Genomic DNA, 12,469 nt, shown 5'->3' with positions numbered 1-12,469 from the left:
GAAGGATCGCTATGCGACCGCTGCCGCCATTTTCGCGACGATGTCGCGCAAGACGGCTTCGTCGGCAGCGGCACGTGTCCTCCTCGAGGCCACAAGGCAGGCCTGTGACTCCAGCACGACGCCATCGCCCAGCACCTTGAGATGGTTGGCGCGCAGCGTCGAGCCGGTGCTGGTGATGTCGACGATGACGTCGGCAAGGCCGGCCGCCGGCGCGCCCTCGGTGGCACCGAGGCTCTCGACGATGCGATAGACCTGGATGCCGTGTTTGAGCGAAAAGAACTGCTGCGTCAGCCGCCAGTATTTGGTGGCGATCCTGAGCCGCCGGCCATGGCGCTGGCGGAAATCGGCTGCAACGTCATCGAGATCGGCCATGGTATCGACGTCGAGCCAGATCTCGGGCACCGCGACCACGACATCGGCATGGCCGAAGCCGAGGCGGGCGACGATCTCGGCTCGCGCTTCCCAGTCGGCGAGATTTTCCCGCACCAGGTCCTCACCGGTGATACCGAGATCGACCGCGCCCTGGCCTATTTCGCCCGATATTTCGGAGGCCGACAGGAAAACCACTTCGACATTGTCCAGGCCCTCGACGCGGGCGTGATATTTGCGCTCGTCGCCGGGCAGGCTGACGGCGAGGCCAGCCTTGGCCAGCACCTCCAGGGCCTGCTCCTTGAGCCTGCCCTTCGACGGGATCGCCAGTGTGATCATGATGCCGGCCCCCGCAACGCCTCGATGCGGTCGAGCCACACCGAGAAGCCGACACCAGGGATCGCGGTCTTGGCGCCGAGCAGCGTCAGCAACCTGTCATAGCGCCCGCCACCGGCGAGGGGACGCTCGCCATTGGCCGCCGCGATCTCGAAGACCACACCCGTGTAATAATCGAGCGGACGGCCGAAAGCGGCGTCGTAGCGGATTTTTCCCGAGGGCAAGCCATGCGCCTCGATCGCCTTGGCGCGGGCCGAGAATTTTTCCAGCGCGGCGCCCAGTGAAAATCCGGCGCCGGCGGCGAAGGTTTCCAATGCCTGGGCCGCGCCATCGAGCGGCACGTCGATCGCCAGAAAATTCTTCAGGGCAGCGAAGGCCTCGTTCGACAGCCGCACGCTGCGCAACTCGGCTTTCTCGATCAGCCGCCGCGCGATATCCGACGGCGCGCGCCCTGCGGATGCCGACAGGCCAGCCTCTTCCATGCCGCCGGCAATGTGCTGGGAAAGACCGTCCAGATCGCCGTCGAGGACAAGCGCCGCGACTGGACCGGAGAGCTGGCCGTTGCGCGGCGGGTTGGCGAGATCGGCGAGTGCGGCCTCCAGCATCGGCGCCGAGCCGAAGGCGCGGGCCAGCCGCATGCGCCAGCCGCGCGGCAGGCCGAGCGCCGCCAGCACCGCCTCGAACATGCCCTGGTCACCGAGCGTGATCGCCAGCGACTGGCCGGGCAGCACCAGCGACAGCAACGCATGCGCGTCGGCCACCGAGCGGGCATCGGCTTCGGCCGTGTCGCGGTCGCCGAGATCCTCGATGCCGGCCTGGAAGAACTCATTGCCGCCCTCGCGGCGCTGGCGAAACACTTCGCCCAGATAGGAATAGCGGCGCGGCGTGCCGGCCTGGCTGGCTATGTGGTCGAGGCAGACGGGAATGGTGAATTCGGGCCGCAGGCAGAGCGTCTGCCCGGTCTCGCTCTCGGTGAGGAAAATGCGGCGGCGCAGATCCTCGCCGGCCATGTCGAGGAACGGATCGGCCGGCTGCAGCACAGCGACTTCGACGGCATGTGTGTTGCGCGCAGCGAAGAGGGCGGTGATGTCGGCTGATATGGCTGGGTAGCGGGAGGTCATTGGGGGTGCCCTTCCCTTCTCCCCTTGTGGGAGAAGGTGGATCGGCGCGCAGCGCCGAGACGGATGAGGGGTGCGTGACGGAATGAGGCGTTTGCGTTCCCTGGAACACCCCTCATCCGACCTCGCTTCGCGAGGCCACCTTCTCCCACAAGGGGAGAAGGACAAAGGCGCGCGGCGCTCGTCACTTCGACCGCTCTTCGGCCTGCGCCGTCAAAATCTTCTTCACCTCGGCGACCAGTTCGCTTTCCGCCACCGTCACCTGTGCCGGGCGCGCGGCGCGCCATTCGGCATTGTCGGTGATTTCGGCGGACATGCGAGCGCCTTCGATCAGGTCCTTGATCTGCAATTCGCCCTTGGCGCGCTCGTCGCCGCCCTGGATGATGGCGACGGGACAACCGCGCCGGTCGGCATATTTGAGCTGCGCCTTCATGCCGGCGCCGCCGAGATACATTTCGGAGCGGATGCCGGCGGCACGCAATTGCGAGACCATCTTCTGGTAGCGGCCGAGGCTTTCGGTGTCCTTGTCCATGACCAGCACGACAACCGGCGCGATCACGTCGGCGCTGTCGAGCTTGCCGAGGTTTTTCAGCGCCGTCATCAGCCTGGAGACGCCGATGGAAAAACCCGTCGCCGGAACCGGCTCGCCACGGAAGCGCGAGACCAACCCATCATAGCGCCCGCCGCCACCGACCGAGCCGAAGCGCACGATCTGGCCGTCCTCATTGGGGATTTCGGCCAGCAGCTCGGCCTCGAAGACGGGGCCGGTGTAGTATTCCAGGCCGCGCACGACGGAACGATCCATGGCGATGCGGTCCTCGGCATATCCGGCGGCCCTGACCAGAGCTTCGATCGTCGCGAGTTCGCCTACGCCCTCCTGGTAGACCGCGTTCCCGCTGACGGTGGCATCCTGGCCGGCTTGCGCGTTTCGTGCAGTCGCCAGAAGAACGGCCCCGGCTTGCGTGTCATTCAGCCCGGCGCCCTTGGCGAAGTCGCCCTCGCCTTCCTTGCCACCGTCCCAGCGCCCCGGCCCAAGCAGAAGCCGGACCCCTTCCACGCCCAGCTTGTCCAGCTTGTCGATAGCGCGCAGAACCGTCAGCCTGCGCCCGACATTCTGGTCACCGCCAAGTCCGATCGCCTCCAGCACGCCGTCCAGTACCTTGCGGTTGTTGACGCGGATGACGTAGTCGCCGCGCTTGATACCGAGCGCTTCCATGACGTCGGCCATCATCATCGCCATCTCCGCGTCCGCCGCCACCCCCGGCGTGCCGATCGTATCGGCGTCGAACTGCATGAACTGGCGGAAGCGGCCGGGACCGGGCTTTTCGTTGCGGAACACCCAGCCGGATCGGTAGCTGCGATAGGGTTTCGGCAGGCGCTCGAAATTCTCGGCGACGAAACGCGCCGTCGGCGCGGTCAGGTCGTAGCGCAGCGATAGCCACTGGTCGTCATCGTCCTGGAACGAGAAAACACCTTCGTTCGGCCGATCCTGGTCGGGCAGGAATTTTCCCAGCGCATCGGTGTATTCGATCAGCGGCTGGTCGGCCGGCTCGAAGCCATAAAGCTCATAGACCGACCGGATCGTCGCCACCATCTTCTCGACGGCGCGAATGTCCTCGGCGCTGCGGTCGGCAAAACCGCGCGGCAGCCGCGCTTTCGTCTTTTCCGATTTGTCGGCCATGAGATGAGTCTTTTTGCTGGGTAAAGGATGACTTATTTTCGAGTGCGCGTGTCCTAGCCGAAGCAGCTTTGTGCGGCAAGGGTTGGCACTTCTGCCTTCTCCCGCTGCGGGAGAAGGCAGAAGTGCCAATATCTGAAACAAAACGCAGCAAAAATGAAACAATGGCGCCATCAGCCCGGCATGGTGCCGACACAATCGGAGCCGATATAGCGCACCGACACGAAGGGGTTCGGGACATGAGCAGCGCAACGACATTCCATGCCAACGGCGAAGCCGGTGAATTGCCGGCACGTCTGCGCCCGGCGGGCATCCATGCACCGAAAATGATTGGCCAGGCGGCCGGACCGTTCGATGTACCGGCCGACACCGGCAAGGATCCTTCCCTGCGCGACGCCTTGCTGACCGGCCTGCTGGTGATCTATCCGACAGTGGCTACCGTGGCGGCGATCGTCGCCGGGCTGTTTCTGGCCGGTGCCAACGGCACTTGAACTGCCCGTAGCTATTTCGGCCGTTTGAAAGCCTTCCGTTCCTTCTCAACCTCCTTGCGGCACACACACCCCTCGAGATGGTCGTTGACCATGCCCATGGCCTGCATGAAGGCGTAGACCGTGGTCGGGCCGACGAAGGTCCAGCCGCGCTTCTTCAGGTCCTTCGAGATCCGCACGGAGACCGCGGTGGTCGGGTTGGCGCGCAGATGAGCGAGGTCGACGGTTTGCGGCCGTTCCTCCTTGCCGGGTTCGAATTTCCAAAACCAGGCGGCCAGGGAGCCGAACTCGTCGACCATTTCGCGGGCGCGCTTGGCATTGTTGATGGTAGAGACGATCTTGCCGCGATGGCGGATGATGCCGGCATTGCCGAGCAGGCGCTCGACGTCCCGTTCGGTGAAGGTGGCGACCTTGTCGAAGTCGAAGCCAGCGAAGGCCTCGCGAAAATTCTCCCGCTTGCGCAGAATGGTCAGCCACGACAGGCCCGACTGGAACCCTTCCAGGCAGATCTTCTCGAACAGCCTGCGGTCGTCGGCCACCGGCCGGCCCCATTCATGGTCATGGTAATGTAGATAGTCGGGCAGATTGCCATGCCAGAAGCAGCGCGCGACACCGTCAGGACCGGCAAGCAGGCCGGTTTTTTCATTGCTCATCCTGAAAATTCCATCCGTTAACACGCTTCCGCGCTGTCTTTACCGTGGCTTTACCAGATTCCTGAACCCGGCGGTAACCACACCAAAGGGTTTACTGACAGAACCGCATTTTACGCATTCCGATTCATGTTTCGGTTGCTGCTCGCCGCCAATGATCGCGCAAGCCGGGAGCGTTCTCGCCCGGTGTATTAGACGATCAAGGTGCGTTCCCGATGAAGAGAGTTCTGTTTCCCTTGCTCGGCGCCGTGGCTGTGTTTGCCGCCGGCGTCACACCCTCAACAGCCGGCGACCGCTATGCCGACAGACCGCCGGTGATGGTGAGCCCCGACCTTTCCGCGCCCTGGGTGCTGCAACTCGGCCATGCGCCGGGTATCGTTCGGCAGAACCGACAGGCCGCGCAGCCGCGCCAGCGCACCGCGCAGCCCGACCGCCTGCAGACGGCCGCCGTGCAGGCCCCGGCCAAACGCATGGTCATGCGCCCGCAGATCAATCCGGTCTACCTGCCGCAGGAAGTCGCCTATGAAGGCGCGAAGAAGCCGGGCACCATCGTCATCGATACCACGCAGAATTTCCTCTATCTGGTCGAGAAGAACGGCAAGGCGCGGCGTTACGGCGTCGGCACCGGCAAGCCCGGCTTCGAATGGTCGGGCACGCACAAGATCACCAACAAGCGCGTCTGGCCGGACTGGCGTCCGCCGGCGGAGATGATCAAGCGCGAGGCGGCCAAGGGCCGCTACCTGCCGACCTATCTGGCCGGCGGCATGGAAAACCCGCTCGGCGCGCGCGCACTTTATCTCGGCACCACGGAGTACCGCATCCACGGCACCAACCAGCCCTGGACGATCGGCGGCGCGGTGTCGTCGGGCTGCATCCGCATGCGCAACGAGGATGTCGTCGACCTCTATGAACGGGTCAATGTCGGAACGACGGTCGAAGTGATATAGTGATAGCGAATCAGCCGGTTAAGCAGTGTTGAGTAGTTTTTGACGCACTGTTGCCCTCAAGTCATAGCGCACCTTTGGAAGACGTGCTTAGACTGGCAGCGAGTTAACGGGGGACGGGCCGTGTGGGGATACGGCCAGTCACGAGAGGGCAGCACGGGTAACCGGGCTGCCCTTTTCGTTTCACGGTGCGACAGGTCGCCCCGAAAGCACGGTGTTTCGTTTTCGGGGCTGATTTCCGGACCATGCTCTGCTATTGCAGTGCACAATTTCCCCACCAAAGGTTCGAACTATGTCCCCGTCCGACGACAGCCGCTATCTCAAGGGCGGGCCGGTTGCCCAGCGCATCATCGCCGCCGTGCGCGAGGACGCGGCCATTGCCAAGGCTGAGGGTTTCCCGCCCAAGCTGATCTCGATCACCGTCGGCGATACCGACGCGGTCGATGTCTATGTGCGCAACCAGCGTGCGAAGGCTCAGCTCGCCGGCATCGATTTCGAGGAGCGGCGCTTTCCCGCCACCATCACCGCAGGTGAACTCGAAGCAGCCATCCACGGGCTGAATGCCGATCCGCGCGTCACCGGCATCATCATCCAGCGGCCGGTTCCCGCACATATCCCGATCAAGACGCTGCAGGCGGCCGTGCACCCGCTGAAGGATGTCGAGGGCATGCACCCGGCCTCGATCGGCAACATCGTCTACAACCAGCTCGACCTCGCGCCCTGCACCGCGGCGGCCTCGGTCGAACTGCTCAAGGAAACCGGCCTTGATCTCAAGGGGCTGGAAGTCGTGATCGTCGGCCATTCTGAAATCGTCGGCAAGCCGATCGCCTTCCTTCTGATGAGCGAAGGCGCGACCGTGACGGTCTGCCATCACATGACGCGCTCGGTTGCCGCCCACGCGCGGCGCGCCGACGCGCTGTTCGTCGCCGTTGGCAAGCCCAGGCTGATCAAGGCCGACATGGTGAAACCAGGGGCGGCCGTCATCGATATCGGCATCAATTCCGAAATTGGGCCTGATGGCACGAGCCGCATCGTCGGCGACGTCGACACCGAAAGCGTACGCGAGGTTGCCTCCTGGATTACGCCCGTGCCGGGCGGCGTCGGCCCGATCACGGTGGCGATCCTGCTGCGCAACACGATGGTGGCGCTCAGCCGCCAGCGCGCGCTTTATGAAGCTACCTACGGCACGGCGGGCAGGCTCGCGGCCGAATAGTGCCAGGCCCCATCTACTCCGCGGCCGCCAAGCTCTCTTCCAGAACGCCTTCCGGCTTCGGCCCGCCATAAGCCCAATCGAGCAGCTTGATCGTATGTACCACAGGCATCCTGGCGGCGGATGCGATCTGCGTGATGCAGCCGATATTGCCGGTGGCGACGATCGAGGCGCCCGTCGCCTCGATGTTTTTCACCTTACGATCGCGCAGCTTCGCCGAAATCTCGGATTGCAGGATGTTGTAGGTGCCGGCCGAGCCGCAACAGAGGTGCCCCTCGCGTGGCTCGCGCACGACGAAGCCGGCGTTGGCGAGCAGTTCCTTCGGCTGGCGGATGATCTTCTGGCCGTGCTGCATGGAGCAGGCTGAGTGATAGACAACGACCGTGCCCGGCTTGCGCACCGGTTCAGGCAGATCGATGGCGGACAGATACTCGGTGATATCCTTGGCCAGCGCCGACACCCGTGCGGCCTTGTCGGCGTAGGCCGGATCGAGCCGCAGCATGAAGCCGTAATCCTTGATCGTCGTGCCACAGCCCGACGTGGTGATGATGATGGCGTCGAGCCCGCCCTGCTCGATGGAGTGCGTCCAGGCATCGACATTCTGCCTGGCCGAGGCAAGGGCGGCTTCATCCCGCCCCATGTGATGGACCAGTGCGCCGCAGCAGCCCTCGCCCGGCGGCACCACAACCTCGACGCCGAGCCGGGTCAGCAACGAGATGGTGGTGTCGTTGATGCCGGGATCAAGCACCGACTGCGCGCATCCGGTAAGGATGGCGACGCGGCCCTTTTTCGTCCCCTGCCCGGCATGGACGCCCGGCAAGGCCATCGGCGAAGCCGCGGGAATCGATGCCGGCGCGAGCTTGAGCATCGCGCCGAGCGGCTTCAGTGCCGGGATTTTTTCGAAGAGGCCGATGAAAGGCTTGCCCAGTTTTGCCAGTTTGAGTGCGGCGCGGAAGCGCTGGGGATAAGGCAGCACGAAGGCCAGCATGGCGCGGGTCAGCCGGTCGAGCAGCGGCCGCTTATAGGTCTCCTGGATATGGGCGCGAGCATGGTCGACCAGATGCATGTAGTTGACGCCCGATGGGCAGGTGGTCATGCAGGCGAGGCAGGACAGGCAACGGTCGATATGGGTGACGATCTCCTTATCGGCGGGGCGGCCGTTCTCCAGCATGTCCTTGATCAGATAGATGCGCCCGCGCGGTGAATCGAGTTCGTTGCCAAGCGTCACATAGGTCGGGCAGGTGGCGGTGCAAAAGCCGCAATGCACGCATTTGCGCAGGATCTTTTCCGATTCCGCGACGTGCGGATCGGCAAGCTGTGCGGGCGAAAAATTGGTCTGCATCTCTGATGTCCTAGGCCATGCGGCCGGGATTGAGGATGTTCTTCGGGTCGAATTCCTGTTTCAGCCGCTGGCTGAGCGCCACCAATGCCGGCGCCTGCGGCTCGAACACCGGCAGGCCCGCCCGATGGGACGGAGTAGCGCGCACCAGTGTCGCATGGCCGCCGCCATGTTTTCTCAAGAGCCCACGCAGCAGGGCTGCTTCAGGATCGCCCTCTTCCATGCGCAACCACACCAGCCCACCCTGCCAGTCGTAGAAGGCACTGACGGCGGCCTGCATGCGCAGCGTCAGGACCATCTGGTGCCCTTGCGCGGGGGTCATCGAGACCCGCCAGACCGGCTTCTCGCTGCCATCGACGAAGGGCCGGCAATCGCGCACGTCGCGCCAGATCAGCCGTGAAGCCTCGCCGGCAATTTCCTCCAGTGGGCCGGCCTTGCTAAGCAGGGTCTTCAGCGCGGCGATACGATAGGCGACGGAAGGACCAAAGCCTTCGACGCGCAGCAGCGTGGCGGCTTCAGTGCCGAGCGTGCCGCCGGCAACACGCGCGGCGATGCGCTCCGGCAGATGGGCCGCACTCGACACTTCGGCGCTGGAACCGAGCGCCAAGGCCATAGCGGCGCAGGCGGCATCATCGAGCAGGCCACGAACGGAGAGCGTGACTTCGGTCTCGGCCGCTGGCAGCACCTTGAAGGTGACGTCGGTGAAGACGGCCAGCGTACCCCAGCTGTTGGCCATCAGCTTCGACAGATCGTAGCCGGTGACGTTCTTGACCACGCGGCCGCCCGACTTGAAGGCTTCGCCGCGGCCGGAGACGACATTGATGCCCAGGATATGGTCGCGCGCGCCGCCCGCCTTCAGCCGGCGGGGACCGGACACGTTGGCGCCGAGCACGCCGCCAATGGTGCCTTTGCCCGGCTCGCCACCGTGCAACGGGCCGTAGTCCATCGGCTCGAAGGCAAGCTGCTGGCCGTTTTCAGCCAGCAGCTTTTCGATCTCGGCCAGCGGCGTGCCTGATTTGGCCGACAGCACCAGTTCGGCGGGCTCATAGAGGGTCACGCCCGAGAGTTTCGACAGGTCGAGCATGTGCTCGGTCTGCAGCGGACGGCCGATGCCGCGCTTGGAGCCGTGGCCGAGGATTTCGAGCGATGTTTCCTCTGCCGCCGCCCAGGCAACGGTGGAGAGGACTTCATCTGAGGTGGTAGGGGCAAAGGCGGTCATCAGATGATCGCGCCATTTGCGAATACGGAAGAGCCGCGAATTCGAACCCCCATCATCTCAAAACCTCGGAATGTCGGGAAATGCCACCTGGCCGCGATGCACGTGCATGCGGCCGAGTTCGGCGCAGCGGCGCAGTTGCGGGAACACCTTTCCGGGATTGAGCAGATGGTTGGGATCGAAGGCGCATTTGACGCGCATTTGCTGATCGAGGTCGATCTGGTTGAACATTTCCGGCATCAGGTCGCGCTTCTCGACCCCGACGCCATGCTCGCCGGTGAGCACGCCACCGACCTTGACGCAAAGCCGCAAAATATCGGCGCCGAAGCTTTCCGCCTTGTCGAGTTCGCCCGGCACGTTGGCATCGTAAAGGATCAGCGGATGCAGATTGCCGTCGCCGGCGTGGAAGACATTGGCGACGCCGAGACCATATTTTTCCGACAGCTCGCGCATGCCGGCCAGCACGCGCGGCAACTCCTTGCGTGGGATGGTGCCGTCCATGCAATAATAGTCGGGCGAGATGCGGCCAACGGCGGGGAAGGCCGCCTTGCGGCCGGCCCAAAAACTCAGCCGCTCCTGCTCGGACTGCGAGATGCGGCACGTGGTCGAGCTGTTGCGGATGGCGATCGCCTCGACCGCAGTGATGAGATGATCGACCTCCACGCTCGGACCGTCGAGCTCGACGATCAGCAGCGCCTCGACATCGAGGGGATAGCCGGCATGGACAAAATCTTCCGCCGCATGGATCGCCGGCCGGTCCATCATTTCCATGCCGCCTGGAATGATGCCGGCGCCGATGATGTCGGCGACGCACTGGCCGCCCTGCTCGCTGGTCGGAAAGCCGATCAGCAGCGCGCGCGCCGTCTCCGGCTTCCTCAGGATGCGCACGGTGACCTCCGTGACGACGCCGAGCAGACCTTCCGAACCGGTCATGACGCCGAGCAGATCATAGCCCTCGGCGTCGAGGTGACCGCCGCCGAGCCGCACCACCTCGCCATTCATCAGCACCATCTCGATGCCGAGCACATTGTTGGCGGTGAGGCCATATTTCAGGCAGTGCACGCCACCGGAATTCTCCGCCACGTTGCCGCCGATCGAGCAGGCGATCTGGGAGGATGGATCGGGGGCATAGTAAAACCCGTCCTGCTCGACGGCGATGGTGATGCCGAGATTGGTGACGCCGGGCTGGGCGACGACGATACGGTTGGGAAAATCGATCTCGAGGATGCGGTTGAACCTGCTCATGACGAGCAGCACCGCGTCCTCCAACGGCAGCGCGCCGCCCGACAGCGAGGTTCCGGATCCGCGCGGCACGACGCGAATGTTGCGGTCATTGCAGTATTTCAGAACGCGCGAAACCTGCGCCACCGTCTCGGGCAGGACCACGACCAGCGGCACTTGCCGGTAGGCGGTCAGGCCATCGCTTTCGAAGGCGCGCATTTCGTTGGCGGCGTCGACCACGCCCTCGCCCGGCACGATGATGCGCATATCGGCGACGATTTCGTTGCGCCGGCGCAGCGTCCCGGCGTCTGGCTTGGGCATGGCAAGGCCGGACATCGGCGCTTCCTCCACTCGACTGGTAAAAATGATTTACCAGCTAGCGGCATTTGTTGCAAACCCTGCTTTGGTGGCATCCGGGCGGCGAACGCGGGCAAAGCTTCCGCAGCGGCAATCTGCCGCTGCACTTCTATTGCGTTCGAAGCATAGCGCGGCCTATTCGCCCGGATGTTTCGCCGGCTCGGAATGCATCCGTCGCACCCTGCGCACGCCCCACCAGACCAGCAGGATGGCAAACGGCACCGAGGAGGCGGTGACGACCTCCGGCGCGAAGGTGTGGCCAAAGGCCGACGCGCCCTTGGCGACATAGCCGATGAGGCCGACCACGTAATAGGAGACGGCGGCGACCGAGAGGCCTTCGACGGTCTGCTGCAGGCGCAGTTGCAGGCGGGCGCGGTTGTTCATCGAGGCGAGCAGGTCGCGGTTCTGCTTCTCGACCTCGACATCGACCCAGGTCCGCAGCAGCGTGGTGGCACGGGTCAGCTTCCGCGACAGATTGGCCTGGCGCTCCTCGACCGAGCGGCAGGTGCGCATGGCTGGCGCCATGCGCCGCAGCAGAAAACCCGCCCAGGTGTCGTAGCCCTGGACAGGCTCCTCATCCAACGCCTCCAGCCTTTCCGTGACGATGCCGTCATAGGCGCGGCTGGCGCCGAAGCGGTAGAGGCTGGAAGCGGCATCAGCCTCCAGTTCGGCGGCAAGCTCCGTCAGGCCGGCGAGCAGCGTCTGGTTGTCGCGCGTCTCGGCGACCTTCATTTCCAGCGTCGTCTGCGCCAAGCGGTCCTCGATGCGGCGAGCGCGGCCGGACAAGGTGAGCGCCAGCGGCAGGCCGAGCATGGCAAGCGTGCGGTAGGTTTCGATGTCGATCAGCCGCTGCGACAGCGCGCCGGTGCTGGCCGGAGTGAGACCACGGTCGAGCACCAGCATGCGGGTCATGCCGTCGCCGTCCTGGCGGAAGTCGGTGACGATGGCCGCGCTGCCGCGCTCGACCAACGAGTGACAGAGGCTGGTCGGGTCGAAGCCGGCGATCAGCCTCTCGTTCGCCTGCGTCCATTTGCGGATCTCGAGCCGAATACCCGAGATGACGGTTCCCGGCGGTGAAAAGCCGTTGCCGAAGGGCGAATCCTCTTGCCCCCGGCCGTTCTCGGCCAACGGCCCTTCCCAGAGATAGGTCGAGAATTCCGTGTGCCGCTCCCAGCGCAGCGTGCCCTTGCCCCATTTCATGGCGTGGTGGCGGGCATGACGCTCGGGCGCGGCGATGCCGAGGCGGCGTGACAGTTCCGAAAGCACGGCATGGTCGACCGCGGAGCCGCCTTCGGTCATGAAGGAGAGTTGGACGAGCACGCGCGGCTTCTCGACCAGCGGATGCGGGCGGGCATGAACCTCGCCGAGCGCGCCGGGCCGGCCTTCATGCGCCGGAAAGCCCAGGACACTGCCTTGGCTGCGCGGCTGGAATTCAAGATTGGACGTCTCGTCCGACACGTCTGGTCCCCCTGGTTTCGACCCTTCGTGCAATGGCGTCGTCTTGCGGCAATCGGCGAGGGACGTAAACAGCAAAGTTTAGCCC

11 protein-coding genes are annotated in these 12,469 nt (G+C 64.6%); 3 read left to right on the top strand and 8 right to left on the bottom strand.

The window, feature by feature from the left end; translation table 11 throughout:
* Window positions 1–9 precede the first annotated feature (9 nt).
* From hisG to hisS, 3 genes are all read right to left on the bottom strand, one after another.
* Window positions 10–708: an ATP phosphoribosyltransferase gene (gene hisG / locus O7A70_RS06040; protein WP_337139578.1), complete on the bottom strand. Its 699-nt coding sequence runs from the start codon at window positions 706–708 to the stop codon at window positions 10–12.
* On the bottom strand, window positions 705–1,826 hold the full coding sequence (locus O7A70_RS06035; protein WP_337139577.1) for an ATP phosphoribosyltransferase regulatory subunit: 1,122 nt from the start codon (window positions 1,824–1,826) through the stop codon (window positions 705–707). Before O7A70_RS06035 ends, hisG begins: the two co-directional genes overlap by 4 nt.
* Before the next feature lie 181 nt (window positions 1,827–2,007).
* Window positions 2,008–3,504 carry a histidine--tRNA ligase gene (gene hisS / locus O7A70_RS06030; RefSeq protein WP_337139576.1) on the bottom strand — a complete coding sequence of 499 codons (1,497 nt, stop codon included), beginning with the start codon at window positions 3,502–3,504 and terminating at the stop codon, window positions 2,008–2,010.
* A gap of 236 nt (window positions 3,505–3,740) precedes the next feature.
* On the opposite strand from hisS, the gene O7A70_RS06025 reads away from it, so the two are divergent.
* Entirely contained in the window at window positions 3,741–3,992 is a 252-nt protein-coding gene (locus O7A70_RS06025) for a hypothetical protein (RefSeq protein ID WP_337139575.1), read from the top strand.
* A gap of 11 nt (window positions 3,993–4,003) precedes the next feature.
* Here the strand turns inward: O7A70_RS06025 and O7A70_RS06020 are convergent, their stop codons facing one another.
* Complete coding sequence (locus tag O7A70_RS06020; RefSeq protein WP_337139574.1) at window positions 4,004–4,642, bottom strand: DNA-3-methyladenine glycosylase I; 639 nt, start codon at window positions 4,640–4,642, stop codon at window positions 4,004–4,006.
* Between the two features lie 212 nt (window positions 4,643–4,854).
* Here O7A70_RS06020 and O7A70_RS06015 point away from each other — a divergent pair, with 212 nt between their 5' ends.
* Together O7A70_RS06015 and O7A70_RS06010 are read left to right on the top strand one after the other, a co-directional pair.
* Complete coding sequence (locus O7A70_RS06015; protein ID WP_337139573.1) at window positions 4,855–5,586, top strand: L,D-transpeptidase; 732 nt, start codon at window positions 4,855–4,857, stop codon at window positions 5,584–5,586.
* A gap of 289 nt (window positions 5,587–5,875) precedes the next feature.
* The gene (locus O7A70_RS06010; protein WP_140504580.1) at window positions 5,876–6,796 is read left to right on the top strand and encodes a bifunctional 5,10-methylenetetrahydrofolate dehydrogenase/5,10-methenyltetrahydrofolate cyclohydrolase; all 921 of its coding nucleotides are present in this window, start codon (window positions 5,876–5,878) and stop codon (window positions 6,794–6,796) included.
* A 13-nt stretch (window positions 6,797–6,809) separates the two neighbouring features.
* Here O7A70_RS06010 and glcF read toward each other — a convergent pair whose 3' ends face one another.
* The 4 genes from glcF to O7A70_RS05990 form a co-directional block, all read right to left on the bottom strand.
* A complete protein-coding gene (glcF, locus tag O7A70_RS06005; protein WP_337139572.1) occupies window positions 6,810–8,135 on the bottom strand; it encodes a glycolate oxidase subunit GlcF in 1,326 nt (441 codons plus the stop codon).
* Between the two features lie 10 nt (window positions 8,136–8,145).
* Window positions 8,146–9,351 (bottom strand): FAD-binding protein, encoded by a 1,206-nt coding sequence (locus O7A70_RS06000; protein ID WP_337139571.1) that lies wholly within the window; start codon window positions 9,349–9,351, stop codon window positions 8,146–8,148.
* Between the two features lie 57 nt (window positions 9,352–9,408).
* Complete coding sequence (locus tag O7A70_RS05995) at window positions 9,409–10,905, bottom strand: FAD-linked oxidase C-terminal domain-containing protein (RefSeq protein ID WP_337139570.1); 1,497 nt, start codon at window positions 10,903–10,905, stop codon at window positions 9,409–9,411.
* A gap of 156 nt (window positions 10,906–11,061) precedes the next feature.
* Window positions 11,062–12,384, bottom strand: coding sequence for a DUF3422 family protein (locus tag O7A70_RS05990; protein ID WP_337139569.1), 1,323 nt, complete (start codon window positions 12,382–12,384; stop codon window positions 11,062–11,064).
* Window positions 12,385–12,469: the final 85 nt, after the last annotated feature.

This window comes from Mesorhizobium sp. Cs1299R1N1 (assembly GCF_037179655.1).
GTDB lineage: Bacteria > Pseudomonadota > Alphaproteobacteria > Rhizobiales > Rhizobiaceae > Mesorhizobium > Mesorhizobium salmacidum.
Note: the sequence above shows the minus strand (reverse complement) of the source record. Positions and strands in the feature narration are given on the sequence as shown.

Coding starts and splice junctions, on each gene's coding strand:
- O7A70_RS06000 (WP_337139571.1), bottom strand. CDS start 9,351: ATGACCGCCTTTGCCCCTACCACCTCAGATGAAGTCCTCTCCACCGTT.
- O7A70_RS06015 (WP_337139573.1), top strand. CDS start 4,855: ATGAAGAGAGTTCTGTTTCCCTTGCTCGGCGCCGTGGCTGTGTTTGCC.
- O7A70_RS05995 (WP_337139570.1), bottom strand. CDS start 10,905: ATGTCCGGCCTTGCCATGCCCAAGCCAGACGCCGGGACGCTGCGCCGG.
- glcF (WP_337139572.1), bottom strand. CDS start 8,135: ATGCAGACCAATTTTTCGCCCGCACAGCTTGCCGATCCGCACGTCGCG.
- O7A70_RS06035 (WP_337139577.1), bottom strand. CDS start 1,826: ATGACCTCCCGCTACCCAGCCATATCAGCCGACATCACCGCCCTCTTC.
- O7A70_RS06025 (WP_337139575.1), top strand. CDS start 3,741: ATGAGCAGCGCAACGACATTCCATGCCAACGGCGAAGCCGGTGAATTG.
- O7A70_RS06020 (WP_337139574.1), bottom strand. CDS start 4,642: ATGAGCAATGAAAAAACCGGCCTGCTTGCCGGTCCTGACGGTGTCGCG.
- hisS (WP_337139576.1), bottom strand. CDS start 3,504: ATGGCCGACAAATCGGAAAAGACGAAAGCGCGGCTGCCGCGCGGTTTT.
- O7A70_RS06010 (WP_140504580.1), top strand. CDS start 5,876: ATGTCCCCGTCCGACGACAGCCGCTATCTCAAGGGCGGGCCGGTTGCC.
- hisG (WP_337139578.1), bottom strand. CDS start 708: ATGATCACACTGGCGATCCCGTCGAAGGGCAGGCTCAAGGAGCAGGCC.